The organism is Nonomuraea sp. PA05, from assembly GCF_008086045.1.
GTDB classification, from domain to species: Bacteria; Actinomycetota; Actinomycetes; order Streptosporangiales; family Streptosporangiaceae; genus Nonomuraea; species Nonomuraea monospora.
This window is the reverse complement of record NZ_VSEY01000070.1, coordinates 23,116-49,291: the sequence shown is the minus strand read 5'-3', so window position 1 is coordinate 49,291 and position 26,176 is coordinate 23,116. Positions and strand designations below refer to the sequence as shown.

Sequence of the window (26,176 nt, the reverse complement as noted above, 5' to 3'; positions counted from 1 at the left end):
GAGGTTCTTGCCCAGCGCCATCTCGCCCTGGTCCGTGCAGGGACCGTCGGCGATGACCTGGTTGACCTCGACGCGGTCGCCCTCGGCCACGATCGGCTTCTGGTTGTACGACGTGCCCTGGTTGGAGCGTCTGAACTTGGCGACCCGGTAGGTGGTCCGGCTGCCGTCGTCGTTCATGACGGTGATGTAGTCGGCGGAGACCTCCTCCACCACCCCGGCCTTCTCCGCGCTGATGACGTCGCCGGTGTCGGCCGCCGCACGGTACTCCATGCCGGTGCCGACCAGCGGCGCCTCGCTCTTCAGCAGCGGCACCGACTGCCGCTGCATGTTCGCGCCCATCAGGGCCCGGTTGGCGTCGTCGTGCTCCAGGAAGGGGATCATCGCGGTGGCGACCGACACCATCTGGCGCGGCGACACGTCCATGTAGTCGACCTCGCCGGAGCGCACGTACTCGGTCTCGCCGCCCTTGGTGCGGACCAGGACGCGGTGGTCGGCGAAGCCGCCGTCGGCGTTGAGCGGCGAGTTGGCCTGCGCGATGACGAACTGGTCCTCCTCGTCGGCGGTCAGGTAGTCGATCTGCTCGGTGACCTTGCCGTCGGCGACCTTGCGGTAGGGCGTCTCGATGAAGCCGAAGGCGTTGAGGCGGCCGAAGCACGCGAGGTAGCCGATGAGGCCGATGTTGGGGCCTTCCGGGGTCTCGATCGGGCACATCCGGCCGTAGTGGGACGGGTGCACGTCGCGCACCTCCATGCCGGCGCGCTCGCGGGACAGGCCGCCGGGGCCGAGCGCGTTCAGCCGCCGCTTGTTCGTCAGACCGGCCAGGGGGTTGGTCTGGTCCATGAACTGCGAGAGCTGGGAGGTGCCGTAGAACTCCTTGATCGACGCCACGACCGGGCGGATGTTGATCAGGGTCTGCGGGGTGATCGCCTCGACGTCCTGGGTGGTCATGCGCTCGCGCACGACGCGCTCCATGCGGGCCAGGCCCAGCCGGATCTGGTTCTGGATGAGCTCGCCGACGCTGCGCACCCGCCGGTTGCCGAAGTGGTCGATGTCGTCGGTCTCCAGGGGCAGGCCGGTGGACTCCTCGCCGGCGTGCAGCCGCACCAGGTAGTCGATGATCGCGACGATGTCGTCCTCGGTCAGGACGGTGACGTCGATGTCGAGGCCGAGCCCGAGCTTCTTGTTGACCTTGTAGCGGCCCACCTTGGCGAGGTCGTAGCGCTTGGGGTTGAAGTAGAGGTTCTCCAGCAGGGTCTGCGCCGACTCCTTGGTCGGCGGCTCGCCAGGCCGCAGCTTGCGGTAGATGTCGAGCAGGGCGTCGTCCTGACCGGCGGTGTGGTCCTTCTCCAGGGTGGCCCGCATCGACTCGTAGCGGCCGAAGCGTTCCAATATCTGGTCGGTGGTCCAGCCCAGCGCCTTGAGCAGGACGGTGACGGGCTGCTTGCGCTTGCGGTCGATGCGCACGCCGACGTTGTCGCGCTTGTCGATCTCGAACTCCAGCCAGGCGCCCCTGGACGGGATGACCTTGCAGCCGTAGAGGTCCTTGTCGGAGGTCTTGTCGACGTTGCGCTCGTAGTAGACGCCGGGCGAGCGGATGAGCTGCGACGTCACGACGCGTTCCGTGCCGTTGACGATGAAGCTGCCCTTCGGGGTCATGAGCGGGAAGTCGCCCATGAACACCGTCTGGCTCTTGATTTCGCCGGTGGTGTTGTTGATGAACTCCGCCGTGACGAACATCGGGGCGGAGAAGGTCATGTCCTTCTCCTTGCACTCGTCCACGGAGTACTTCGGCGGCTCGAAGCGGTGGTCGCGGAACGACAGTGACATGGATCCGGAGAAGTCCTCGATCGGGCTGATCTCCTCAAGGATCTCCTGAAGGCCCGACTGGGCCGGCACGTCCCTGCGCCCGGCCTGGCGAGCCGCCTCCACCCGCGCCTTCCACCTCTCGTTGCCGAGCAGCCAGTCGAACGACTCGGTCTGCAGGGCGAGAAGGTCGGGAACTTCGAGGGGCTCCTGGATGCGCGCGAAGGAGACACGGCGAGGACCGGCGGGTATGGGAGAGGCGTTGCGCGAGGCTGCCAACAGATGTCCTTCCGGAGGATACGAAGGCGAAGGACGGCAGCATAACGCAATAGGCAAACGGAAGTCCACACCTATTTAAGGTGTCAACCCCATCTGCCGCCATCAATATCCCACACCCCCCGGCCTCTCGTCAAACCACCGCCCACTCAACCCCCAGATGCGATTTGATGGCAATTGCGGGTTATGTGCACAATGGTCACGATCAACCGCCCTCACCAACGGAGACCCATGAGCCGCCCGCTCCGCCCCGTCCCGCTCAGGCTGCTAGCCCTCGTGACGGCGGCCCTCACCCTGGCCGCGTGCGGTCAGGCCCCCGCCCCGCAGCCACAAGCGGCGGCCCCGCGAACCGGTTTCCCCGTCACGATCGAGAACTGCGGGCGCGAGCTCACCTTCGACCAGCCACCGTCCAAGGTGGTGACCGGCTACCACCCGTCCCTGGAGACGCTGCTCGCGCTCGGGCTGGGCGACCGGATCGCGGGGCGCACCTTCTTCGGCGAGAGCGCCTTCCTGCCCGGCCAGAAGGAGACCTACGACAAGATCCCGCAGATCTCCGAGACGATCATGCTGCCGCAGAAGGAGGTCATGCTGGCCCAGGGCGCGGACTTCGTCCTGGACAACGCGATGGCCAGCTTCGACGCCGCCGGCGGCTACGCCAGCGTGGAGGAGCTGGACGCGGCCGGCAGCCCGGTCTACATCCTCGGCGGCTGGTGCAGCCCCGAGGAGACCCTCCAGTACACCCTGGACAAGACCTTCACCGACCTCCAGAACCTCGGCAAGATCTTCGGCGTCTCCGACCGCGCCGACAAACTGGTCACCGAGCTGCAGGCGCAATTGGCCGACGTCAAGAAGCGCGTCGAGGGCCGCACCCCGGTCAAGGTGCTGGCCACCGACGGCGGCAAGGGCCCGGTCAACGCCTACGGCGGCTCCGGCATCACCAACCAGATGATCACCGCGGCCGGTGGCGTGAACGTCCTCAAGGACGTCAAGGGCGACTACACCGAGGTCAGCGTCGAGCAGGTCAGCGCCGCCCAGCCCGAGGCCGTCCTGGTCAGCGACTACGCCACACTGCGCGGCGAGGACATGCCCAGCTCCCCGGCCAAGGCCGAAGAGGCGTTCGCCATCGCCAGGAACAGCCCCGCCGCCAAGGACAAGCGCTACCTCGCCCTGCCCGTGGCCGCCCAGCACCCCGGCTACCGCAACATCCTGGCCATCACCGACATCGCCAAGTTCCTGCACCCGGACGCCTTCGCCCAATGACCGCCCAGGACGTGGCGCCGGTGCGCGCCGCACCCGCTCGACGACGCGGCGGCCGATTCGTGCCGCTGGTCGTCGCTCTCGCCGTCGCCGCCGTCGCCTCGACCTGGCTGGCGGTGAGCATCGGCGCGGTGCACGTCGCCCTGCCGCAGGCGTGGGGCATCGTCGCCGACCGGGTCGTCCCCGGCCTGGTGCCGCGCACCTGGTCGCCGGTGCAGGAGCAGATCGTGTGGGAGTTCCGGCTGCCACGCGCCCTGCTGGCGCTGCTGGTGGGAGCAGGGCTGGCGGTCGTCGGAGCGGTGCTGCAGGCGCTGGTGCGCAACCCCCTCGCGGACCCGTTCCTGCTCGGGATCTCCTCCGGCGCCTCGTTCGGCGCGGTGTGCGTGTTCATCCTGGGCGCCTCGGCGCTGGGCGGGCTGTCGCTGTCGGCCGCCGCCTTCGCCGGCTCGCTGCTCGCCCTCGGCCTGGTGTACGTGCTGGCGCAGCGGTCCGGGCGGATCACCCCGTCGCGGCTCGTGCTGGCCGGAGTGGCGCTGGCCTACCTGTTCCAGGCCGGCTACAGCTTCGTGCTGCAACTCGCGCAGAGCGGGCGGGCCGCCCAGCAGGTGCTGTTCTGGCTGATGGGCAGCCTCGGCGGGGCCCGCTGGCACATGCTGCCGCTGCCGGCCGTCGTGCTGTTCGCCGGGGTGACGTACCTGCTGCTGCAGCACCGCCCGCTGAACGCCATCGCCGCCGGCGAGGAGACCGCCGTCTCGCTCGGCGTCAACGTCAACCGCTTCCGGCTGACCCTGTTCGTGCTGACCTCGCTGCTGGTCGGCGTGCTCGTGGCCACCAGCGGCGCCATCGCGTTCGTGGGGCTGATCGTGCCGCACGCCGCCCGCCTGCTCGTCGGCGCCGACCACCGCCGGCTGCTGCCCGTCACCGCGCTGCTCGGCGCCGTCTTCCTGCAACTGGTGGACATCGCCGCCCGCACCGTCAACGCCCCGCAGGAACTGGCGCTCAGCATCGTCACCGCCCTGTTCGGCGTGCCGTTCTTCCTGTGGCTGCTGCGCCGCCGCTCGGTGGAGCGGGCGGTGAGCGTCCAGTGAAGCTCGACCTGCGCGGGGTGTCCGTCGGCGTGGACGGCCATCCCATCGTGCACGGGGCCGACCTGGTGGTGGACGACGGCGAGTTCGTGGCCCTCGTCGGGCCGAACGGCTGCGGCAAGTCCACCCTGCTGCGCACGATCTACCGGGCGCTGCGGCCCACCGCCGGGCTCATCGCCGTGGACGGCGACGACGTGCACCGGCTGCCCGCCCGCCAGGCCGCCAGGCGCACCGCCGTCGTCGCCCAGGAGACCCCGGCCGACCTGGACTTCACCGTGGCCGAGATCGTCGCCATGGGGCGCACGCCGTACAAGCCCGACGCTTCCGCGGACGAGAAGCTGTGTGCCGGGGCACTCGACCGCGTCGGCCTGGCCGGCCACACCGACCGGGTCTTCGCCACCCTGTCCGGCGGCGAGAAACAACGCGTCCTGCTGGCGCGTGCCCTGGCGCAGGAGACCCGGCTGCTGCTGCTGGACGAGCCCACGTCGCACCTGGACATCCGCCACCAGCTCGAACTGCTGCACCTGGTGCGTGAGCTGGGCGTCGCCACCCTGGCCGTCCTGCACGACCTCAACCAGGCCGCCGCCTTCTGCGACCGCCTCTACGTCATGGACGCCGGCCGCATCGTCGCCGGTGGGCCGCCCGGTCAGGTGCTCACGCCTGAGTTGATCTCGCAGGTGTACGGGGTGCGCGCCGTGCGGCGCACCCAGCTCGTCTTCGAGCGACTCACGGACGACCCGCACGCGGACGACCCGCACGCGGACGGGCAGCTCACGGACGGGCAGCTCACGGACGGGCGGTAAGGTCCCGTCCCTGGGCGTGCGCGGGGGGACGGGTGCCGAGCAGCGCCGCGATTGTCGGTGCGACGTCGATCAGGCCGGCGCCGCGCGGTCGCAGGCCGGGGCGGATCCCGGCGCCCGACAGCAGCAGGGGCACCCCGGCCTCGGCGAGGCTGCCGTGCGCCCCGCGCCACTGACCGTCCGGGGGGTCGAGGGCGAAGCCGTACGGGGGCCGCGCCTCGGCCACCAGGTCGCCGAGCTTGTCGCCGGCGTGCAGGGCGCGCAGCGCGGGCTCGTCGAGCACCCGGCTGATCTCCGGGAGCCCGCGCAGCGCGGCCTTGATCCTGCGGCGGGCGGCCGGGCCGGCCGCGGTGCCGCGCAGCGTGATGTCGCCCAGGCGGACGGCGTTGGGCACGATGACGACCTCCGTGCCGGCGGCCGGGGCGGAGCCGGAGGGCACGATCTCGACGCTGTGGCCGAGCGCCTGAACGGCCTCGACGACCTGCGGCAGCAGGGTGCGGTTCCAGGCGGTCATGCCGTGGTCGCTGGTCAGCAGAAACGCCGTGTCCTGAAAAATGCCGACATCTTGGGTGGCTTGGATGAGGCGGCCGAGCTGGCGGTCGTGCTCGGCGAGCAGCGGGCCGATGCCCGAGCTGCCGGGGCCCTCCTGGTGGCCGAGCCCGTCGAGGTCGGAGCTGTAGACGGCGAGCAGGTCGGGGATCCTCGGGACGGTCACCGGCTGCCCGCCCGAGTCCACCGGCCGCAGGTTCAGGATCTCGATCGCGACGTCCACACGCTGCCCGAACCCGCCGCCCGGCTGCACGTACAGGTGCTCGGGGTCGCCGTAACGCACGCCGTGGTCCTGCACCATGTACCACTGCACGGAGGCGACCGTGCGGCCCTCGGCCGCCAGGGACTCGGCGATGGTCTCGGCCGCGAGGAACCTGCTCTGGCCCTGCGCCCTGCCGCTCACCGCGTCGAACACGTACGCGACGTTGCCGTGCACCTCCGGGTACGCGCCCGTGCTCATGGACGCGCGGCACGGGTTCGAGACCGTGTGGTAGGTGGCGTCGGCGACCGTGAGGACGCCCCTGGCCGCCAGCCGGTCGAGGTTGGGAGTGGGCACGCGGCCCAGGTAGCCGGGGTCGAAGCCGTCCCAGTCGACCAGGACGACGTGCGCCGCGCGGCGCCGCCCGCCGGCGGAGGCCGCACCCGCTGGGGCCGTACCCACGGAGGCCGTACCCACGGAGGCCGGGCTTGCGGAGGCCGGGCTTGCGGAGGCCGCGCTAGCGGAGGCCGGGCCCGCTGGAGCCGTGGCCGCGAACGTGCCGGCCGCCGCGAGGCCGGTGAGCATGGTGCGCCGGGAGATCGGCATGGACGACCCTCGCCTTCGCGGCCGCCGCCACGACGGCCCCGACCAACGTAGAAGAGATCGGGCGGCGGCCACACCGGCTCCGGGTGACATCCTCGTGAACGCCGCTACGGTGTGAAGATCGTCCACTCACGTACAGACGAGGAGAGCGAACCTTCGTGACCTGGGACCCCTTCGGCACGCTGCGCGGCGCGCTGTGGATCGGCGGCGGGCAGTGGGCCGGCAAGTCGACCGTGGCCCGGCTGCTGGCCCTGCGGCACGGGCTGACCGCCTACCACTACGACTACCACGACGCCCGCGGCCACGACGACCGGCGCGTCGCCCGCCGCCTCAGGCTGGGCGAGCCGCTTGACGGCCCCGACCCCGACACCATGTGGGTGCGCGGCACACCGGCGGACATGGCCGCCGAGACGCTGGCCGGTTTCCCCGTCCGGTTCGAGTGGGCGCTGGACGACCTGCGCGGCCTGGTCTCCGGACGGCCCATCGTCGCCGAGGGCTGGGGGCTGCGGCCCGAGCTGGTCGCGCCGATCGTGGACTCGCCCCGGCGGATGGTCGTCATGGTGCCCACCGCGGAGTTCCGCGACCGGCAGGCGCGCGAGCTGCCCCGGGCCACCGCCGTGGGGGCCGCCGTGAGCGACCCGGACCTGGCCCAGCGCAACCGGCTCGAACGCGACCGCCTCGTCGCCGACGACGCCGTGCGCTCCGCGCGCCGCCTCGGCATCCGGGTGATCGAGGTGGACGGCACGCTCGACGCCGACGCCGTCGCGGACCTCGTCGCCGGCCACTTCCTGCCGTACCTGGAAGGGTCGTGAACGGGCGCTCGCGGGCGCGCGCACTCGGCGTGATCCCCGGCCCGCTGCCCACCGGGCCGCTGAACGCGATCACCGACGTGGCGGGCGTCCTGGTGGGGCACACCACCGTCGACGACGGCGCCGACCTGCACACCGGGGTCACCGCGATCGTCCCGGGAACCGCGCGGGCGCTGCCCGCCGCCGTCTACACCGGCAACGGCTACGGCAAGCTGGTCGGCTCGACGCAGGTGGACGAGCTGGGCGTGCTGGAGTCCCCCATCGTGCTGACCGGCACGCTGTCGGTGTTCAGGGCGGCCGACGCGGTGCTCACGTACCTGATGGGGCTGCACCCCGGCGGGCTCTCCTTCAACCCGCTCATCGGAAAGACCAACGACGGTTTCCTGTCCGACATCCGGCGCCGCCCGATCACCGAGCGCCACGTCCTGGACGCGCTGTCCAGGCGGCTGGACGTGGGCGGCGGCCCGGTGACGGTCGGGGCGCTGGCTTGCAGGCCAGCTTCGGCGGGGTGCTGACGGTTCGCGGCGTCCCGATGCCGGTGGAGGGGCTGGTGCCGGAGGCGGGCCGTGTGGATCGCGTTCAGCACGGCGGACTCCGCTCCTGTGCTGCCCGACGCCGTGCTGAGCCCGGTGTTCGCGGCGGTGCTCGACGCGGTGGAGGAGGCGCTGCTCAACTCCCTGTTCATGGCGACGACCACGATTGGGGTCGAGGGGCACACGAGCCACGCGGTGCCGTACGACCGGCTGTGACGATCAGGGCCGCTGGAACCGCTCCTCGAAGGCGGCCCGGTTCGCCGACTCCGGGTTCCTGTCCCACACGGCGAACGTCACCCGCTCGAACACCCCCGCGAAGTCCCCGGCCAGGTGGGTGTGGAAGGCATCGGCGACCTGGCGCGGGTCGTTGCGGAACACGCCGCACCCCCACGCGCCCAGCACCAGCGCGCGGGCGCCGTGGTGCGCGGCCACCGCGAGGACGCGTCCCGCCCGCTCGTCCAGCGCCTGCCGGATCCGCGCGCCCGCGTCCGGGTCGCGGCGCAGCGCCTGCCCGGCGTTGGGCGCAGGCGAGGTGAGGAACGAGACGAGGTACGGGTCGGCCAGCAGCCTGCCGTCCCCGGCCCGGTGCACCGGCACGCCCGGCGACCAGATGACGCGGTGGCTGTAGAGCAGGTCGGCCGAGGCGCGGTGGGCGGCGTAGTAGTCGGGCGCCCGCAGCAGGCACGGGTACAGCAGCGCGTGCCTGCACAGGTCCTCCTCCTGCGCCTTCGCGCCGCCGAGGTAGCCGCCTCCCGGGTTGCGGGCGGAGGCGAAGTTCAGCACCGCGATCCCTGCCGCGCCGTCGAGGTGCAGCCGCCGCGCCGCTCCCAGGCTGCCCTCCGCGGTGACCTCGAAGTCCGTTCGGTACGCGCCCGTGCCCTTCCAGGTGATCGGGTCGTCCGGCGGGTGGCTCACGGTCTCGGCGACCGCGGCGTCCAGCGCGGGGCCCACCTCCACGGTCGTGCCGTCGGCGGCCTGGTAGCGGCCTTCGGCGGCGATCCGCTCGTTGTCGGCGGCGATCTGGCGCAGTCTTGCACTCACGCAGCCTCATGGTAGGCGCTGGGATGGATCTTTCACGGTGGCTATGAAATATTTCGGCCTTGCTAACCAGCACATATGCGTCGCGAAAATCAATTTCTGTCGAAATATTTCTAGTCGTCGTTGACACATTTCGGAGCCGTCTTCACAATGACCGCAGGCCACCCCCAACGATCAAGGGATCAGCGATGATCGATCGCAAGCGCGGTTCCACCTTCGCCGCCGGGCTCCTGGGCACCCTCCTCGCCGTCTGCCTGGCCGTCACCGCCACCTCGGCCCTGGCCGCCGACCGCACCCAGGCCGCCGCCGACTGCAGCGGCGGCTACGTCGGCCTGACCTACGACGACGGCCCCAATGCCGGGAACACCGCCAACCTGCTCAACGCGCTCACCTCGAACGGCCTGCGCGCCACGATGTTCAACACCGGGCAGAACGCCCAGAACAACCAGGGCCTGGTCAGGGCGCAGCGGGACGCGGGCATGTGGATCGGCAACCACAGCTGGTCGCATCCGCACCTGACCCAGCTCAGCAGCTCGCAGATGACGTCGGAGCTGCAGCGCACCCAGCAGGTCATCCAGCAGGCCACGGGCACGGCGCCGCGGCTGTTCCGCCCGCCGTACGGGGAGACCAACGCCACCCTGCGCTCGGTGGAGCAGCAGCTCGGCCTCACCGAGGTGCTCTGGGACGTCGACTCGCAGGACTGGAACGGCGCGAGCACGGCGCAGATCGTCCAGGCCGCGGGCCGGCTGCAGAACGGCCAGGTCATCCTCATGCACGACCAGTACGCCACGACGCTGGCGGCCGTCCCGCAGATCGCCGCGAACCTGCGCGGCCGCAACCTGTGCGCCGGGATGATCTCCCCCGCCACCGGCCGGGCCGTCGCCCCCGACGGCGGCTCGAACCCGCCGTCGTCCCCGCCGCCCGGCGGCGGGAGCTGCACCGTCACGATCACGCAGGGCCAGCAGTGGAGCGACCGCTTCAACCTGTCGGTGACGGTCTCGGGCTCCAGCTCGTGGATCGTCACGGTCACCCTGAGGGCACCGCAGAAGATCATCGCGACCTGGAACGGCACCCCGTCGTGGGACTCCACCGGCTACGTCATGACGATGCGGCCGAACGGCAGTGGCAACACCTTCGGCTTCACCGTCCAGCACAACGGCACCTGGACCTGGCCCTCGGTCACCTGCCGCACGGGGTGACGCGGCGACCTGTCATACAGGCTAGTGTCCTGTATGACAGGTTGTGCACCACCGTGGAGGAGAACGTCCAGTGAAGTACGACGTGGTGCTGGTGGGTGGCGGCATCATGAGCGCCACCCTCGGCGTGCTGCTGCGCCGGGTGCGGCCCGACTGGTCGATCCTCGTCCTCGAACGGCTGGACGGCCTCGGCCTGGAGAGCTCCTCGGCGTGGAACAACGCGGGCACCGGCCACGCCGGGCTCTGCGAGTTCAACTACACGCCGCTGACCGGCGCCGGGTCGATCGACGTGAGCGGCGCCGTCGCGGTGGGCGAGCAGTTCCGGCTGTCCCGGCAGCTCTGGGCGCGCCTGGTCGAGGAGGGCGCGCTCGGCGACCCCGCCGGCTTCATCCGGCCGGTCCCGCACTACGGGTTCGCCCATGGCGCCGCCGGGGTGGAGCACCTGCGGCTGCGGCACGCGGCGCTGCGCGGGCATCCGCTGTTCGAGGGGATGGAGTTCACCACCGACAGGGATGTCATGGCGCGGTGGCTCCCGCTGATGTTCGACGGGCGGCCCGAGGGCGAGCCGGTCGCCGTCTGCCGCACCCGTGGCGGCACGGACGTCGACTACGGGGTGCTCACCCGGCGGCTGTTCGCCGCCCTGGGCGGTGACGTGCGCACCGGCCACGAGGTGCGGGCGCTGCGGCGCGACGGGCGGTCCTGGCTGCTGCGCGTACGTGACCTGCACGGCGCCCGCGACCACGTCGTCCGCGCCCCGTTCGTGTTCCTCGGCGCGGGCGGCGGGACGTTGCCGCTGCTCCAGAGCGCCGGCGTGCCCGAGACGCGCGGCTACGGCGGTTTCCCCATCAGCGGCCGGTTCCTGCGCACGGCCGATCCTCATCTGGTGGCCCGCCACCACGCCAAGGTCTACAGCCACGCCGAGCCGGGCGCGCCGTCGCTGTCGGTGCCGCATCTCGACACCCGCGTCGTGGACGGGCGCACGTACCTGATGTTCGGCCCCTTCGCCGCGTTCTCCCCCCGCTTCCTGAAACGCGGCCGCCTGTCCGACCTGCCCCGGTCGGTGAACCCGCGCAACCTCGGCACCCTTCTGGGCGCCGCCCGCCACCACCACGACCTGGTGCGTTACCTCGTCGGCCAGCTCACCCAGACCCACGCAGGACGGATGCGGGCGCTGCGCCGGTTCGTCCCGGACGCGCGGGCGCGGGACTGGGAGCTCGTCACCGCCGGTCAGCGGGTGCAGGTCGTCAAGCGGGTGAACGGCCGGGGCTCGATCGCCGGCTTCGGCACCGAGGTGGTCACGTCGTCCCACGGCGGCCTCGCCGCCCTGCTCGGCGCCTCTCCCGGCGCCTCCGCGTCCGTGGCGATCATGCTGGACGTGCTCGAACGGGCCTTTCCCGAGCACGTAAGGGACTGGTGGCCCGCGCTGTGTGACCTGCTGGCTTCCTCCTCCGGGATTCTGGGGCCTGACCGTGGCTGACGATCACGGGGCGAGCCTCGCCGACCGGGTGGAGGGCGAGCTGCGGCGCGGCATCGGGAGCGGGGAGTGGCAGCCCGGCGCGCTGCTGCCGTCCGAAGGAGAGCTGGCCGTGCGGTTCGACGTCAGCCGCACCGTCGTCCGCGAGGCCATCTCCCGGCTGCGCGCGGCCGGGCTGGTCGAGACGCGGCGGGGGCGCGGCTCGTCCGTGCTGGCCAGACCCGCCGCGCAGGATCTCACGCACGCGCTCGGCACCGTGCGCACCCCTCAGGACCGGGTGCACCTCCTGGAGCTGCGGCGCGGCATCGAGGTGGAGGCCGCCGCGCTCGCCGCCGGCCGCCGCACGCCCGCCGCGCTCGCCGCCGTCGACGCCGCCCTGCGCAGGACGGCGGCGGTCCTGGGCGGGGCCAGCGACGCGGTCGAGGCCGACTTCGCCTTCCACCGTGCCGTGGCCGCCGCCACCGGCAACCGCTTCTACCTCGACCTGCTCGGCACGCTCGGGGCCGGTGCGATCACCCGTCCGTACGCCGGGCCCGAGCCCGACCCCGGGCACCTCGACCAGGTGCTCGGGGAGCACCGCCGGATCCGCGACGCGATCGCTTCGGGGGACGCGCTGGGCGCGGCGGCGGCGATGCGCACCCACCTGGACGCCTCCCTGGCCCGCCTCAAAAGCTGACCGCGCCGCGGCGGGTCATGGCACGACAACCCCTTTGACCCGGGTGACATGCTGAGGCGCATGAGCGTCCAGATCCGACCTGTTCGGGAAGAGGACCGGCACGCCGTCATGGCGCTCGCCGCCCGGCTCTGCGAGGGGGTGGCGGAATGGCGCGACCCCGGCGCCGTGGTGGAGGCGGCCCGGCAGTGGCTGGCCGGGTTCTTCGCGCCCGTCGCGCCTGAGCAGCGGGGGGCCGTGTTCGTGGCCGTGGCCGGGGGTGAGGTCGTCGGCCTGGTGTCGGTCAACACGCACCGGCACTTCACCGGGCCCGTCGAGGCTTACGTCGGTGAGCTGGTCGTCGCCCCGCACGCCGTACGGGGCGGGCTGGGGCGGCGGTTGCTGGGCGCGGCGGAGGAGTGGGCGCGGGGGCGGGGGGTGCGTCACCTGACGTTGGAGACGGCGGCGGGGAACGCGACCGCGCGGCGGTTCTATGCCGCCGTGGGGTATCGGGAGGAGGCGGTCAGGTTCACGCGGGTGCTCGATCAGTAGGCGTCGCGAGCTGCCGGGGCGGGGCGGGTCGCGCTGAGCACGCCTCAGCGCCGCACGGCCCGCCCCGCCCCGGTCTCGGCACCGGGTGGCGTCAGATCTCCGCGCCGAGGCCGAGTTCGTCCACGACGACCGGCAGGCCGGTGCGCAGGGCCTGGTTGGCGGCGATGCCGACGGCGACCGCACGCAGCCCGTCGCGGTAGTCGGCGGCCCGCCCGAGCGGGTCCGGGCCGACGCGCAGGTCGCGGCGGAAGACGTCCATGAGCAGGATGGCGTCCCCGCCGCCGTGACCGCCGATGCCCGCCGGGATCGGCACCTCCTCGGGCCGCTGCCAGTGCCGCTGCACGACGAGACGCTCGCCTTCGGGACGCCGCGGGTCGTGCGCGCCGAGCGGCGTGGCCGACGGGTCGAGCACGGCGTTGCCGTCGGCGTCCAGCTCGATGAAGCCGCGCTCGACGACCTCCAGCTCGGCGCGGCCGGCCGTCCCGTTGACGGTCACCCGGTACCCCTCCCAGGGGCTGTGCGCGTTGAGCGAGTAGCTGAGCCGCGCGCCCCTGCGGTAGTCGGCGAGGACGGCGATGTTGTCCTCGATGGTGACGCCCGGCGCGAAGGGGTCCTGGTCGCGGCGGTAGCCGTCGTGCCGCTCGGCTTGCAGGTAGAGGGCGTCGAGGCGCGGGTCGGCGCGCAGGTCGAGGGAGAACGGGTCGCCGTGGGTGCCGGTGCCGCGCTCCGGCCGCTCCCCCATGCCGCGGGCGGCGGCGTTCTCGTCGCCGTAGAAGCGCAGCGCGGCGGAGGCGTAGACCTTGGCGGGGGTGTCGTCGAGCCACCAGTTGATCAGGTCGAAGTGGTGGCTGGCCTTGTGGATGAGGAGGCCGCCCGAGTTGGCCTTGTCGCGGTGCCAGCGGCGGAAGTAGTCGGCTCCGTGGACGGTGTCGAGCGCCCACTCGAAGTGCACGCTGGTGACCTCGCCGATCGCGCCGGAGGCGATGACCTGCCGCAGGGTGGAGTTGCGGGGCGCGTAGCGGTAGTTGAACGTCATGACGACGTCGCGGCCGGTGTCGGCGACGGCCCGGGTGATGCGGCGGCAGCCGTCCACGTCGATGGTCAGGGGCTTCTCCACGACGACGTCCGCGCCGGCGCGCAGGGCCCGGTCGACCAGTTCGGCGTGGGTGCGGTCCAGGCTGGTGACGATCACGACGTCCACGCGCTGCTCGGCGACCATCCGCTCCAGGTCGTCCGGGGTGTGGCGGGGCAGCTTCGCGGGGCCGCCGAGGCCCAGGCGGGCGCCCGCGTGGGCGTCGTAGTAGTCGATGCGGGCCGGGTTCGGGTCCAGCCAGGCGACGATCTCGCCCACGTCGGCGTGGTCGCCGGTCAGCGCGTCGATGTACATGCCGGCGCGGTGCCCGGTGCCCGCGACCGCGTAACGGCGGCGGGCGCGGGACGGGGACGGGGCGGCGAACTGCGGCACCACGCCGGCGCCCGGCTCGGTGCTGGTGTGGGACGCGGGGGCGGGGGCAGTGGGGTTCTGATCCACGGGGTGGGTCACGAAGGTCCTTCAGGTGAAAAGTGAACGTTCATCTCAGGACGCTAGTGAACGTGCACCCGCAGGGTCAAGGCGGACATGCGGCAGCGAGTGTGAACGTTCATCAGCAGGGTGCGGATTGCCTGTACCGTACCTACCAGAGGACGGCACGAGCCAGGAGTACCACGTGAGCCACGGCGCGACGACGAAGCGGCCGACCATCATGGAGGTCGCCAGGCTCGCCGGCGTCTCCCACCAGACGGTGTCGCGCTTCCTCAAGTTCAACGGCGACGGCATGAAACCGGCGACCAGCGAGCGCATCAAGACGGCCATCGAGCAGCTCGACTACCGTCCCAACCTCGTCGCCCGCGCCATGCGCGACCGCCGCACCGGCCGGCTGGCGATCCTCCTGCCGACCGGAACCGCCGTCAGCTCGCTGGAGCTGCTGGCCGGCGCGACCGAGTCGGCCCACGAGGCGGGGTACGTGGTCGAGGTCGTCACGCTCGGCGGCCCGCCGCAGACGTGGTCGCAGCGGGCCCTGGAGCTGTCGGACTCCGGATTGTTCGAGGGCATCCTGTCGCTGACGTCGATGACGCTGCCCGCCCAGCGCGCCGGGAGCGTGCCCATCGTCGTGTCCCCCGACTACGACGAGCACATGCGCGGGGTGGGCGAGCTCGCCGACGCCTCCCACATGGCCGCGATCATCGAGCGGCTGGCGGAGTACGGGCACCGGCGGTTCCTGCACCTGGCGGGCGCCTACGTGCACGCCTCGGCGGGCGAGCGCAGGCAGGTCTACCTCGACACCCTGCATCGGCTGGGGCTGGAGTCCTACGGGGTCGTCGACTGCGAGTGGTCGGCGCAGGCGGCGCGGCGGGCCATGCTGGAGCTGCCCTCCGGCAGTGGGGTGACCGCGGTCATCGGCGCCAACGACCTGGTGGCCGCGGGGGCGATCCGGGGGGCCTGGGAGCGGGGGTGGCGGGTGCCGGCGGATCTGAGCATCACGGGGTGGGACAACAACCCCGTTACCGCGTTCGTGCCGCCGTCGCTCACCACCGTCGATGTCGATCACGAGAAGCTGGGGCGGCGGGTGCTGGCGCGGCTGCTGGCCGCGCTGCGGGGGGAGCCCGCGCCCGAGGAGGGCGACGAGCCGATCACGCGGGTGATCTGGCGCGAGTCGACCGGCCCTGCGCGCCGACCCGCCTGACCGCGCGGTCCGCCTGACGGAGGCGAGGTGCCAACGGCGGGCCCCCGCACGCAAGGCGGGGGCCCGGCCGAGTCACCAGGTCTTGCCGGCCTGCTCCCCCGTCGCCCGGTTGATCCGGTTGAACAGGTTCGTCAGCGACACCTCCAGCAGGATCGAGGAGAGCTGCTGCTCGTCGAAGTGCGCGGCGGCGGCGTCCCAGATCTCGTCGGTGACGCCCGGCGCGCCGTCCTGGATCCGGGTGGCGGCCTCGGCCAGGGCGAGCGCCGCCCGCTCCGCCTCCGTGAAGAACGGCGTCTCGCGCCAGGCGACCACGCTGTGCAGCCGCTCGTCGCTCTCCCCGCGCTTCCTGGCCGAGTGGACGGCGGCGTACACGCAGGGGCTGCAGCCGTTGATCTGGCTGACCCGCAGGTGCACCAGGTCGATCAGGAGCGGCTCGACGCCGCCGGAGTGGATCGCCTTGTACAGGTGCTGGATCGCGGTGGTCACGTCGGCGTTCGGGCGGCTCTTGAGACGTGCTTCCATCGTTGGTGCTCCTTCATCGGTTACGTGAACCCGTCCGGGTCCGTCATCACCCATGACGGAGCAGTTCGTAGAAAGGTAACGACATGTCCGACAGCAGCCCGGCGGATCTGGTGGCCGTGGCGTTCGAGGCGCAGCGCGACCGGCTGCGCGCGGTCGCCTTCCGCATGCTCGGCTCGCACGCCGACGCCGACGACGTGGTGCAGGAGGCCTGGCTGCGGCTTTCCCGCCAGGACGCGGCTGCCATCGGCAACCTCGCCGGCTGGCTGACCACCGTGGTCGGCCGGATCAGCCTGGACGTGCTGCGCTCGCGCCAGTCCCGCCCCGAGGCGTCCTTCGACGACCGGCTGCCCGAGCTGGAGGTGACGGCCGACGACGGCCGCGCGCCCGAGGACGACGTGGCGCTCGCCGACTCGGTCGGGCTGGCGCTGCTGGTCGTGCTGGAGTCGCTGGGGCCGAGCGAGCGGCTGGCTTTCGTGCTGCACGACCTGTTCGCGGTGCCGTTCGACGAGATCGGCCAGATTCTCGGCAGGTCCACCGACGCCGCCAAGATGCTGGCCAGCCGCGCCCGCAGGAAGGTGCGGGCGACCGACCGGCCGGCGTCCACGGGGCGGGAGCACCGGGTGGCGGTGCAGGCCTTCCTGGCGGCGGCCCGGCTCGGCGACTTCGAGGGGCTGCTGCGCGTGCTCGACCCCGAGGTGACCCTCACCGTGGACACCCCGGGCGGCGTGGTCGTCACGCTCGGCGCCACCGAGGTCGCCTCCAGCGCGAAGCTGGCCGCCGGCGCGGCCACGCGGGGCGGGTGGGTGCTCGTGGACGGCCTGCCCGCGATCGCGTCGTGGCGGGAGGACGGCAGCCCGCTGTCGGTCATGACGTTCACCGTGGTCGAGGGCAGGGTCGCGCACATCGGGGTGGTGGCCGATCCGGAGAAGCTCGCGTCGATGGACCTGCCGGAGGGGTGGGCATGACCGCCGGGACGGCCGCCGGGGTTCAAGCCCCGGCGGCCGTTCGTGTCCTGTGCGTGTTCACGCCACCCGGTCCCGCGCCGGAACCAGGCGGGCGCCCAGGGCGCGGGCGCCGATCACCATGGCCGCCGCCGCCAGCACGATGTCCTTGAAGATGTACTGGGCCTCAAGGGTGGGCGCGCCGGGGAACAGGTTCGTGAAGAAGAACACGTACGGCGCGAAGAAGCCCGCCAGCGCGCCCGTCATCACGACCAGCCCGGTCTTCAGCAGCTTGCCGGTGACCAGGGTGAGGCCGATGAAGACCTCCATGGCGGCGATCACGGCCTGGGCCGCGTAACCCGACAGCAGGCCCAGGGACAGCTTCTCCAGCGTGGCCACCGACAGCGCCTCCGCCGGGCTCACCCCGGGGAAGAACTTGAGCGTGCCGAACGCCACGAAGACCAGGCCGAGGCTGATCCGCAGGACGTCGATGCTGTGCCGGGCCAGCCAGCCGGACAGTTTGGTGATCATGGATTCGATGGTGGCGGTGTTCATGTCGTGCTCCCTCGTCGGCGATCTCGTTCCGTCTGGGTCAAGACTCGCGAAATCGGCGGCGGGCGGCGTCGGGCTGGAGGAGGCATCTGGCGTACCTCGCCGCACGTACGGCGGGGTGCGCGTGTACTGCCTGGAGCCTCGGGGGTTCGCCCTAGGGGGGGACGATCACCAGGTCGGAGCGTACGCCCGGGGTGGTATCAGGGCGTCGTGGCGCGGGACCACTGCTGGTTGGTACCGGTGCCGCAGGTGTACTGGTGGATGTCGGCACCGTCGGCGGTCGAGGCGCCGGCCACGTCCAGGCACTTGCCGCTGTGGCGGGCGCGGAGCTGGAAATAGGAGCCGGTGGCGGCCCACTGCCACTGCTGGTTCGTGCCGGTGCCGCAGGTGTACTGGATGACGTTGGCGCCGTCGGCGGTGGAGGCGCCGGCCACGTCCAGGCACTTGCCGCTGTTCTGGCTGATCAGGCGGTAGTAGCCGCCACCGGCGTCCTGGAAGAGCCATTTCTGGTTGCCGCCGCCGTTCCACGCGTACTGCTTGATCTCGGCGTTGTTCGCCGTGGACGCGCTGACGACGTCCATCACCTTGCCGCTGTGGCGGGCGGTGACGCGGTGGTACGGGGTCGCGGCGTCCAGGCCCCAGGACTGGCGTAGCTGGTCGCGGCCCGAGGCGCTGGTCGTGGTGAGGGAGAGGGCGGTGCCCGTGCCGTTGATCGTCTGCAGGCGGTACCAGTCGTTGGGGCGCACGCCGGGCCAGTAGACGGTGCCGAGTTGCAGGGCGCGGGCCTCGGCCGCCACGCCACGCACGAACGCGACGAAGCTGTCGCCGTCGCCGGGGGCGTTGTAGTCGCGGCCGTCGGTCATGGGCGCGCCCCATTCGGTGATGAGGACGCGGCCGGCGTAGCCGCCGACGCTGGTGCGCAGCGCTTCGCGCCAGGAGTCCTCGGTGGTGCGGGCGGTGTCGAAGAACTGGTAGATGTGGCGGGAGATGAGGGTGCCGTCGAAGCGGCTGTCGCTGCCGATCGTGATGAGCCGCTGGTTGTATCCGGCGCCGCTGATGACGACCCGGCCTCGCGGGACACTCGGGTAGTTGCTCAGCCATTGGGCGGCGAGGTTCTTCCAGTCGGCGTCGCTGTAGGCGTAGGGCTCGTTCATCGGCTCGAAATGCACGAGCGAGGTGCCGCCGTATTTGGCGACGATGGTCTGCCACATGGCCCAGAACTGGTTGAGGTCGTCCACCGTGCCGTTACGCGAACCGGCGCTTTCCCAGTAGCTCAGGATGACTTTCATGCCTTTGCTCACGGCGGTGTCGATGGCGCCGGTGTAGGAGTTCCAGTACGAGCCGGAGACGGTGGCGTAATTGACGGGCAGGCGGACGGTGTTGGCGCCGAGGTTGGACTGGAAGCCGGACAGGATCCGGTCGGCCTTGGCCTGCGTCGTCGCGTAGCTGTCGGAGGTGCTCAGGCCGCCGAGGACGAGCACTCCGTCCACGAAGTTGTCGCGTTCGTCGGCCCAGTTGACGCCGCGGAAGTCGGTCGTCGCGGCGTGGGCCGGGGTGGTGCCGTGCAGGCTCCAGGCGAGAACGGTGAGCAGGACGGCACCGGCGGCGCGTAAGCATGTCGTTCCCATGGTCGATCACCTTTTTTCCGAGGGAAATGCTGTTAGCGCTAACATCGGCGCACAGCAGGCTGACCGGGCATTCACGCGTGTGCCGCGAGTGTCGGCTTTTACCAGGGAGTTGTCAATCCGTCAGGGAATGATCAACGGCGCGCCGTTGGCGAGCACGTTCCGCAGGACGAGGTCCTCGACGTGCTCGACCACGCTCGGCGTCGCGATGGCGCCGAAGTCCACGTCGGTCAGCGTGACGCCGCGGATCGGCGCGTCGGCGTACCCGCGCAGATTGAGCGCCCGGTTGGCGGTCCGCACGGTCGTGCCGCGCACGTCGATGCCGCCCACGACCGGGTTGAAGCCGTGCCCAGGACCCTCCTCGTAGTTGAAGTTGATGTCGATGACCGAGCCGCCGACCTGGCCGATCTCCAGGTCCCTGGCGTACAGGCCCTCGATGAAGCCGCCCCGCACGGAGTTGGTCTTGAAGCGCAGCGCGATGTCCAGGTTCGGGCTGGACATGGTGCAGTCCCTGATGAACACCTCCCGCACGCCGCCGGACATCTCGCTGCCGATCGTCATGCCGCCGTGCCCCTCGCGGAACGTGCAGCCCTCGACCAGGATGTGCTCGCTGGGCACGTTCACGCGGCGGCCGTCGGCGTTGCGGCCCGACTTGATCGCGATGCAGTCGTCGCCGGTGTCGAACGTGCAGTCGCGGATGACCACCAGCCGGCTGGACTCGGGATTGCAGCCGTCGTTGTTCGGGCCGTGCGTGCGGACGGTGACGCCGCGGACCAGCACGTTCTCCGACAGGGTGGGGTGGATCTCCCACATGGGCGAGTTGACGATCGTGACGCCCTCGATCAGCACGTTGCCGCAGCGGTAGGGCTGGATGAAGGACGGGCGCAGGTAGCCGCCCTCGCCGTACACCCGCTGCTCGACCGGCACGCCCTGCTCGGCCTGCGCGAACAGGGCGGCCCTGGCCTCGGCCTGGCGCGGTTCCCCCGGCTCCCAGCCGTGGTCGCCCGAGCCCTTCCACGGCCACCAGTGGTCGTCGTCGGCCTGACCGTCGAGCACGCCCGCCCCGGTCACCGCGATGTCGTGCTGCCCGTGGGCGTAGATCAGCGGCGAGTAGTTGAGCAGCTCGACGCCCTCGAACCTGGTCAGCACCAGCGGCAGGTACGCCTTCGGATCGGTGCTGAACAGCAGGGTGCCGCCCTCGGCGACGTGCAGGTCGACGTTGCTGAGCAGGTGCACGGCGCCGGTCAGGAACCTGCCCTCCGGCACGTCCACATGGCCGCCGCCCGCCGCGTTACAGGCCTTGATCGCGGTGCGGATGGCCGCCGTGCAGTCCGTCGTCCCGTCCCCTACGGCACCGTACTTCCGGATGTCGAACCGGCGGTGCGGGAACTTCGGGCCGCGCACCTTCGCCGCGATGCGGTTGGCTCGCGCCCACGGGTCGGATAACGCCTGCGCGGCTCCCGCGTCCAGGGCCAGCGGGACGGCGGCGGCGGACACGGCCAGGGCGCGCATGGCGTCGCGGCGGCTCCATGAACGGCTCTGCATCGGACGGCCTCCCTGACCGGCACCGGTTCGAGACATCCCGGATGCTATGTCAACCCCTTGCACTGATCCAGGGGTGTGCGGCACATCGGCCCAGGATCGAGGGTGCAACCGTTTGCAGATTCTGCTACGCGGTCAGCACCTTGCGGAGGAGGGCGCCGAACTCGGCGGGGTGGGTGGTGAGGCCGACGTGGCCGCCCGGGAAGTGCACCAGCTCCGTGCCGAACCGGTCGGCCAGGAAGGCGGCGGGGCGGTAGGGCAGCTCGCCGCGCGACTCCTCGCCCGCCGCCAGGACCAGGCGGTCGGAGAGGGTGCGCAGGCGTTCCACGTCGGGGGTGTGGGCCATGAAGCCCGGCACGATCCGGCCGAGGAAGTAGGGCATGTCCGCCATCGTGCGCGCGGCCCGATCCGCCGCCTCCGGAGGCAGCTCGGCGTCCGGACGGGCGGCGGGCTCAGCGGCTCGCCCGGAGGCGGCCTGCTCAGGGGCGGCCTGCTCAGGGGCGGCCTGACCAGGGGCGGGCCGCTGAGCAGTGGCGGGCGCTGGGGTGGCGGGCTCGTCGCCGGGGCGGCGCAGGCCCGCCGCGAACACGGCCGCCGCCGGCATCAGGCCCTCCTTCCGGAACGTCTCGTCCACCCGGGCGAGCAACGCCCGATGATCGGCGGCGTCCGGCAGCACCTCCACCACCGGCGGCTCGTGCGCCACCACGCGCCGGACCCGCTCCGGATGGGTGACGAGCAGGTGCAGCGCGACGATCGCCCCGGAGCTGCAACCGGCCACCAGGGCGGGCGCGCCCGGCGACAGCAGCTCCAGCAGCCGGAACGCGTCGTCGGCGTGCTGCTCCACCGACTGCCGCGCCTCGGGGTCGTCGAGCGGGCTGCGGGTCAGGCCGCGCGGGTCGTAGGAGACGACGGTGTACTCGGCGGCCAGGTCGCCGGCGACGCCGTCGAAGGAGGACGCGCCGCCCGTGCCACCGGGGATGAGCAGCAGGAGCGGGCCGCTGCCGCGCATCTCGTAACGCAGGTCGGCGCCGTCCACGCGCAGGCGGCCGACGGTGGGGCTGGTCATGCTGGATCTCCTTGTGATGAGTCTGCGGGCCAGTGCTCCAGGAGGGTGTGCAGGGCGTCGAGGCAGCGCAGCCAGGTGGCCTCCGCCGGGCGCGCGTGCGCGAAACCGCCCGCCGCTTCGAGGCTGACGAATCCGTGCAGCGTGCTGCGCATCAGCCGGACCGCGTCCGTCAGGTCGGGCTCGGCCAGCTCGTACGCGCGCAACATGCTGTAGGTCAGCTCGATCGCGCGCCGCGGCCCCGTCGCCCGGGCGACGAGCTCGGGGTCGATCTCCATCGGGATCTGCGTCGCGGTGTAGCGGCCAGGGTGGTCGTGGGCGTAGCCGCGCCACGCGTTCGCGTACGCGACGAGCGCGTCCCTGCCCGCCCGCCCGGCGGTGGCCTCCGCGATGCGGATGGTCTTCTCGTCGGCGGCCAGCAGCGCGATCCGTCCTCGCAGGTCGTCGAGGCTGCGGACGTGCGCGTACAGACTGGCGTCCTTCACCCCGAGCCGGCGGGCCACCGCGGACATGGTCACGTGTTCGAGCCCGACCTCGTCCGCCAGCTCGGCTCCGATGAGCGTCACCCGCTCGGTCGTCAGCCCCATGCGCGCCAAGGCACGTCACCTCTTTCCTAGAATCCTTAGTTTCTATCTAATACTCCTAGGAAACACAACCGCCACAGCAAGTTTCGGGAGAACATTGAAAATTTCATGGCTCACATGCCCCGCCAGGCAGCCACGCGACCGATCAGCGGCCACATAGCTTGACGCCATTCATTGACAGCCGTCCGCGATCCGCCTGATACTTTCGCCACTGTTCCGATAGTTTCGTCGATGCCCGCCTTCACCAGAAGGAAGGACGCAGATGAACCACCGAACCAGGCGGCTCGCAGCCCGGATCTGCGCCGTGGCCGCCGCGCTGGCCGTCGCGATGCTGCCCAGCGTCGCGTACGCGGCCGTCACCACCAACCAGACCGGCACCAACAACGGCTACTTCTACTCGTTCTGGACCGACAGCCAGGGCACCGTCTCCATGGAGCTGGGATCCGGCGGCAACTACAGCACCTCGTGGCGCAACACCGGCAACTTCGTGGCCGGCAAGGGCTGGAACCCGGGCGGCCGCAGGACGGTGAGCTACTCGGGCAGCTTCAACCCGTCGGGCAACGCCTACCTGACCCTGTACGGGTGGACGAGGAACCCGCTCATCGAGTACTACATCGTCGACAACTGGGGCACCTACCGGCCCACCGGCACGTTCAAGGGCACGGTCACCACTGACGGCGGCACGTACGACATCTACCAGACGACCAGGTACAACGCCCCGTCCATCGAGGGCACCCGCACCTTCAACCAGTACTGGAGCGTGCGCCAGTCGAAGAAGACCGGCGGCACCATCACGGCCGGCAACCACTTCGACGCGTGGGCCCGCTACGGCATGAGCCTGGGCAGCCACGACTACCAGATCCTCGCCACCGAGGGCTACCAGAGCAGCGGCAGCTCCAACATCACGGTCGGCGGCTCCTCAGGCGGAGGCGGCGGCGGTGGCGGTGGCGGCGGGGGCGGCGGCGGGGGTTGCACCGCCACGCTCTCCGCGGGCCAGCAGTGGAGCGACCGCTACAACCTCAACGTCTCGGTCAGCGGCTCCAGCAACTGGACCGTCACGATGAACGTGCCCTCCCCCACGAAGGTCCTGTCCACCTGGAACATCAGCGCCAGCTACCCGAGCGCCCAGGTGCTCACCGCCAGGCCGAACGGCAGCGGCAACAACTGGGGCGTCACCATCCAGCACAACGGCAACTACACCTGGCCGACGGTCTCCTGCAGCGCGAGCTGACCCACCGGCGGCCTGTGGCGCGGCGGCGACCTCCTGGCCGCCGCGCCACCTTCGCGTCCTCAGAACGGGAAGGCCCGGTCCTGGTCGCGGACGGTCACCCACTGCAGCTCGCAGAACTCATCCGCCGCGAACCCCATCCCGAACCGCCCCCACCCGCTGTCCTTGACCCCGCCGAACGGCATGTGCGGCTCGTCGTTGACGGGCTGGTCGTTGACGTGCACGATGCCGACGTCCAGCGCGGCGGCCAGGCGCAGGCCGCGGCGGCTGTCGCCGGTGATGACCGAGGCGACGAGCCCGAAGTCGGAGGCGTTGGCGCGGGCGACGGCCTGCTCGGCCGACTCGACCTCCTCCAGCACCACCACCGGCCCGAACGTCTCGCCCTGCGCGATCTCCGCCTCGTCCGGGACGTCGGTGAGCACGGTGGCCGGGTAGCAGGGCGGCGCCGGCACCCCGCCGGCCAGGACGCGGGCACCGAGCCCGACGGCCTCCTTGACCCGGCGGTCGAGCAGGGCCAGCGCCCACTCGTTGATCACGGGGCCGACGACGGTGGCGGGGTCGGCGGGGTCACCGGTGGGCAGCGCCGCCACCCTGGCCGCGAACCGCTCGGCGAACTCGGCGGCCAGCGGGCGCTCGACGTAGATCCGGCGGGCGCACATGCACACCTGTCCCTGGTGGACGAACGCGCCGAACGTCGCGGCGTCGACCGCGTAGCCGAGGTCGGCGTCGCCCGCGACGATGAGCGGGTTCTGGCCGCTGAGCTGCAGCACGACGCGTTTGAGATGCCGGCCGGCCTTCTCGGCGAGCCGCCTGCCGGTCGGGGTGGAGCCGGTGAAGTTGATGCGTTTGACGAGCGGCGCGGCCAGCAGCGCGTCGGCGACGGCGCCGGCCTCGCCGGGCGCGTGGGTGACGACGTTGAGCGCGCCGGCGGGCAGGCCCGCCTCCTTGAGGATCTCCGCCCACAGCGCTCCCCCGGTGTACGGGGACTCCTCGGACGGTTTCAGCACCACGGTGTTGCCGAGCGCGAGCGGCCCGACCACGGCCCTGCCCGACAGGGTGAGCGAGGCGTTCCACGGCGCGATGGCCGCCACCACGCCCACCGGGCGGCGCACGGCCATCGCCTGGGTGCCCGCCACGTCGGACGGCAGCAGCTCGCCCGCCGGCTGGTAGGCCAGGTGAGCGGCCTGGCGGAGCAGCTTGACCGCGAAGTCGAGCTGGATCTCGCCGAAGTGGCGGCCACAGCCGGTCTCGGCGGCCAGCGCGCCGAGCACCTCCGCGCCGCGCCGCTCCAGGACGGCGGCGGCGCGCAGGAACACCTGCTGCCGCTGCCCCGGCAGCGCCCGCGCCCACCCGCCGAACGCCTCGTGCGCGGCGGCGACGGCCCTGTCGGCGTCCTCGCCGTCACCGGCGGCGACCTCGCCGAGCGTCGCGCCGGACCACGGGGAACGGTTCTGGTACGAGCGCCCTGACACGGCCTCGCACCACTGCCCGCCGATGAAGTGGCCGATCCGCGGCCTGTCCCAGCCGCCCCCGATGAGCTCCGCTCCGGCCATCAGGCTCGTCTCTCCTCGCTCGTGTCGTCGTCACGCCCGGCTCGTAAGGGTGCCACCACCGCGGTGGCGTTCCCAACAACGTTCGAATCTCTCAAACAGACAGACCTTATTCTGACCGTTGTGACCGACGACGACTCCCCCCGCCCGCGCGGCCGCACGGCCGCGGACGCCTCGTTCTCCGTGTCGCTGGAACGCGGGCTGCGCATCCTGTCCGCCTTCACCGGCAGCCGCTCCGTGCTCGGGATCGCCGACCTGGCCAGGGCGGTGGGCCTGAACAAGAGCACCACCCACCGCTACGTCGCCACGCTGACCAAGCTCGACTACATCCAGCAGGACCCGGAGACCAAGAAGTACTTCCTCGGGCCGCGCGCGGCCGACCTGGGCTTCGCCGCGATCGACTCCATGGAGCTGGGCCGGGTCGCGGGGCCGCTGCTGCAGGCGCTGGCGGACGAGACCGGCTACACCGTGAGCATGGGGCTGTGCGACGGGCCCGACATCGTCTACGTCGACCGCCGCCGCAGCGGCCGGCGCAGCTCGCTGGCCATGGACCTGAACCTGCACGTGGGCTCGCGGCTGCCGGCGTACTGCACGTCGATGGGCAAGGCGCTGCTGGCCTTCAAGGACGCGGCGGCGCTGCGGCAGATCCTCGACCACACCGACATGGCGCGGCGCGGCCCCAAGACGATCACGAACAGGGAGCAGCTCACGGCGGCGCTGGCCAAGGTGCGCCAGAGCGGGGTGGCGGTCAACGACGAGGAGCTGGCGCCCGGGCTGCGCTCGTTCGCGGCGCCGGTGCGGGACCGCTCGGGCGAGGTGGTCGCGGCGGTCAACGTGGCCGTGCACCTGACGGTCGCGCCCACGGCGGTGGAGGCGCTGGCGGCCCGCATCGAGCCGCCGCTGCGGCGCACCGCCGCCGAGATCTCCCGCCGCCTCGGCCACCGCCCCTGAGACATGAGTGTTCCGCTGAGAAAAGTCGCGTTCTAACCCTCGGAACCACCTGTTGCCCTGATGTGGCGC

At 71.8% G+C, this 26,176-nt stretch carries 25 protein-coding genes; 14 read left to right on the top strand and 11 right to left on the bottom strand.

What is annotated here, in order from left to right; all coding sequences use genetic code 11:
• On the bottom strand, positions 1–2,082 hold a 2,082-nt coding region (locus FXF51_RS56665; RefSeq protein ID WP_148443175.1), incomplete at its 3' end, for a DNA-directed RNA polymerase subunit beta.
• A 228-nt stretch (positions 2,083–2,310) separates the two neighbouring features.
• Between FXF51_RS56665 and FXF51_RS56660 the strand changes: the two genes are divergently transcribed.
• From FXF51_RS56660 to FXF51_RS56650, 3 genes are read left to right on the top strand one after another with little or no spacing between them, the layout of a single operon-like run.
• The gene (locus FXF51_RS56660) at positions 2,311–3,339 is read left to right on the top strand and encodes an ABC transporter substrate-binding protein (protein WP_187415134.1); all 1,029 of its coding nucleotides are present in this window, start codon (positions 2,311–2,313) and stop codon (positions 3,337–3,339) included.
• Positions 3,336–4,424: a FecCD family ABC transporter permease gene (locus tag FXF51_RS56655; RefSeq protein ID WP_148443173.1), complete on the top strand. Its 1,089-nt coding sequence runs from the start codon at positions 3,336–3,338 to the stop codon at positions 4,422–4,424. Before FXF51_RS56660 ends, FXF51_RS56655 begins: the two co-directional genes overlap by 4 nt.
• On the top strand, positions 4,421–5,224 hold the full coding sequence (locus tag FXF51_RS56650) for an ABC transporter ATP-binding protein (RefSeq protein WP_148443172.1): 804 nt from the start codon (positions 4,421–4,423) through the stop codon (positions 5,222–5,224). The genes FXF51_RS56655 and FXF51_RS56650 overlap by 4 nt, the downstream gene beginning before the upstream one ends.
• Here the strand turns inward: FXF51_RS56650 and FXF51_RS56645 are convergent.
• A complete protein-coding gene (locus FXF51_RS56645; protein ID WP_187415133.1) occupies positions 5,208–6,431 on the bottom strand; it encodes an alkaline phosphatase family protein in 1,224 nt (407 codons plus the stop codon). The two genes, FXF51_RS56650 and FXF51_RS56645, sit on opposite strands and share 17 nt — an antisense overlap.
• Positions 6,432–6,730: 299 nt before the next feature.
• Between FXF51_RS56645 and FXF51_RS56640 the strand changes: the two genes are divergently transcribed.
• The 3 genes from FXF51_RS56640 to FXF51_RS62300 are packed head-to-tail and all read left to right on the top strand — an operon-like array spanning position 6,731 to position 8,130.
• The gene (locus FXF51_RS56640) at positions 6,731–7,384 is read left to right on the top strand and encodes a hypothetical protein (RefSeq protein WP_148443170.1); all 654 of its coding nucleotides are present in this window, start codon (positions 6,731–6,733) and stop codon (positions 7,382–7,384) included.
• Positions 7,381–7,896: a P1 family peptidase gene (locus FXF51_RS56635; RefSeq protein WP_222871941.1), complete on the top strand. Its 516-nt coding sequence runs from the start codon at positions 7,381–7,383 to the stop codon at positions 7,894–7,896. The genes FXF51_RS56640 and FXF51_RS56635 overlap by 4 nt, the downstream gene beginning before the upstream one ends.
• Positions 7,897–7,947: 51 nt before the next feature.
• Positions 7,948–8,130, top strand: a complete 183-nt coding sequence (locus tag FXF51_RS62300) for a P1 family peptidase (RefSeq protein WP_222871940.1) — start codon at positions 7,948–7,950, stop codon at positions 8,128–8,130.
• A 3-nt stretch (positions 8,131–8,133) separates the two neighbouring features.
• Here FXF51_RS62300 and FXF51_RS56630 read toward each other — a convergent pair whose 3' ends face one another.
• Positions 8,134–8,955 carry a TIGR02452 family protein gene (locus tag FXF51_RS56630; protein WP_148443169.1) on the bottom strand — a complete coding sequence of 274 codons (822 nt, stop codon included), beginning with the start codon at positions 8,953–8,955 and terminating at the stop codon, positions 8,134–8,136.
• Between the two features lie 185 nt (positions 8,956–9,140).
• On the opposite strand from FXF51_RS56630, the gene FXF51_RS56625 reads away from it, so the two are divergent.
• The 4 genes from FXF51_RS56625 (at position 9,141) to FXF51_RS56610 (ending at position 12,826) form a co-directional block, all read left to right on the top strand.
• Complete coding sequence (locus tag FXF51_RS56625; RefSeq protein WP_148443168.1) at positions 9,141–10,151, top strand: polysaccharide deacetylase family protein; 1,011 nt, start codon at positions 9,141–9,143, stop codon at positions 10,149–10,151.
• 70 nt (positions 10,152–10,221) lie between these two features.
• Positions 10,222–11,625, top strand: a complete 1,404-nt coding sequence (mqo, locus tag FXF51_RS56620) for a malate dehydrogenase (quinone) (RefSeq protein WP_222871939.1) — start codon at positions 10,222–10,224, stop codon at positions 11,623–11,625.
• A complete protein-coding gene (locus tag FXF51_RS56615) occupies positions 11,618–12,298 on the top strand; it encodes a FadR/GntR family transcriptional regulator (protein ID WP_148443167.1) in 681 nt (226 codons plus the stop codon). Before mqo ends, FXF51_RS56615 begins: the two co-directional genes overlap by 8 nt.
• A gap of 60 nt (positions 12,299–12,358) precedes the next feature.
• Positions 12,359–12,826, top strand: coding sequence for a GNAT family N-acetyltransferase (locus FXF51_RS56610; protein ID WP_222871938.1), 468 nt, complete (start codon positions 12,359–12,361; stop codon positions 12,824–12,826).
• A gap of 91 nt (positions 12,827–12,917) precedes the next feature.
• On the opposite strand, the gene FXF51_RS56605 is transcribed toward FXF51_RS56610, so the two are convergent.
• Positions 12,918–14,369, bottom strand: a complete 1,452-nt coding sequence (locus FXF51_RS56605; protein WP_262380562.1) for a Gfo/Idh/MocA family protein — start codon at positions 14,367–14,369, stop codon at positions 12,918–12,920.
• Positions 14,370–14,532: 163 nt separating this feature from the next.
• Between FXF51_RS56605 and FXF51_RS56600 the strand changes: the two genes are divergently transcribed.
• Positions 14,533–15,549, top strand: coding sequence for a LacI family DNA-binding transcriptional regulator (locus FXF51_RS56600; RefSeq protein WP_262380561.1), 1,017 nt, complete (start codon positions 14,533–14,535; stop codon positions 15,547–15,549).
• Between the two features lie 72 nt (positions 15,550–15,621).
• On the opposite strand, the gene FXF51_RS56595 is transcribed toward FXF51_RS56600, so the two are convergent.
• Positions 15,622–16,071: a carboxymuconolactone decarboxylase family protein gene (locus FXF51_RS56595; protein ID WP_148443165.1), complete on the bottom strand. Its 450-nt coding sequence runs from the start codon at positions 16,069–16,071 to the stop codon at positions 15,622–15,624.
• Between the two features lie 83 nt (positions 16,072–16,154).
• Between FXF51_RS56595 and FXF51_RS56590 the strand changes: the two genes are divergently transcribed.
• Positions 16,155–17,036 carry a sigma-70 family RNA polymerase sigma factor gene (locus FXF51_RS56590; protein WP_148443164.1) on the top strand — a complete coding sequence of 294 codons (882 nt, stop codon included), beginning with the start codon at positions 16,155–16,157 and terminating at the stop codon, positions 17,034–17,036.
• 57 nt (positions 17,037–17,093) lie between these two features.
• On the opposite strand, the gene FXF51_RS56585 is transcribed toward FXF51_RS56590, so the two are convergent.
• From FXF51_RS56585 to FXF51_RS56565, 5 genes are all read right to left on the bottom strand, one after another.
• On the bottom strand, positions 17,094–17,567 hold the full coding sequence (locus tag FXF51_RS56585; RefSeq protein WP_148443163.1) for a DoxX family protein: 474 nt from the start codon (positions 17,565–17,567) through the stop codon (positions 17,094–17,096).
• 197 nt (positions 17,568–17,764) lie between these two features.
• Positions 17,765–19,192: an RICIN domain-containing protein gene (locus FXF51_RS56580; RefSeq protein WP_148443162.1), complete on the bottom strand. Its 1,428-nt coding sequence runs from the start codon at positions 19,190–19,192 to the stop codon at positions 17,765–17,767.
• A 120-nt stretch (positions 19,193–19,312) separates the two neighbouring features.
• The gene (locus FXF51_RS56575) at positions 19,313–20,734 is read right to left on the bottom strand and encodes a glycoside hydrolase family 28 protein (protein WP_222871937.1); all 1,422 of its coding nucleotides are present in this window, start codon (positions 20,732–20,734) and stop codon (positions 19,313–19,315) included.
• Positions 20,735–20,858: 124 nt separating this feature from the next.
• Positions 20,859–21,797, bottom strand: a complete 939-nt coding sequence (locus tag FXF51_RS56570; RefSeq protein WP_148443161.1) for an alpha/beta fold hydrolase — start codon at positions 21,795–21,797, stop codon at positions 20,859–20,861.
• Positions 21,794–22,390 (bottom strand): TetR/AcrR family transcriptional regulator, encoded by a 597-nt coding sequence (locus tag FXF51_RS56565; protein WP_187415132.1) that lies wholly within the window; start codon positions 22,388–22,390, stop codon positions 21,794–21,796. The genes FXF51_RS56570 and FXF51_RS56565 overlap by 4 nt, the downstream gene beginning before the upstream one ends.
• 250 nt (positions 22,391–22,640) lie before the next feature.
• Here FXF51_RS56565 and FXF51_RS56560 point away from each other — a divergent pair, with 250 nt between their 5' ends.
• Positions 22,641–23,609, top strand: coding sequence for a glycoside hydrolase family 11 protein (locus FXF51_RS56560; RefSeq protein ID WP_148443159.1), 969 nt, complete (start codon positions 22,641–22,643; stop codon positions 23,607–23,609).
• A 59-nt stretch (positions 23,610–23,668) separates the two neighbouring features.
• Here the strand turns inward: FXF51_RS56560 and FXF51_RS56555 are convergent, their stop codons facing one another.
• Complete coding sequence (locus FXF51_RS56555) at positions 23,669–25,159, bottom strand: aldehyde dehydrogenase family protein (RefSeq protein ID WP_148443158.1); 1,491 nt, start codon at positions 25,157–25,159, stop codon at positions 23,669–23,671.
• A gap of 120 nt (positions 25,160–25,279) precedes the next feature.
• On the opposite strand from FXF51_RS56555, the gene FXF51_RS56550 reads away from it, so the two are divergent.
• Positions 25,280–26,107, top strand: a complete 828-nt coding sequence (locus tag FXF51_RS56550) for an IclR family transcriptional regulator (RefSeq protein WP_262380560.1) — start codon at positions 25,280–25,282, stop codon at positions 26,105–26,107.
• Positions 26,108–26,176: the final 69 nt, after the last annotated feature.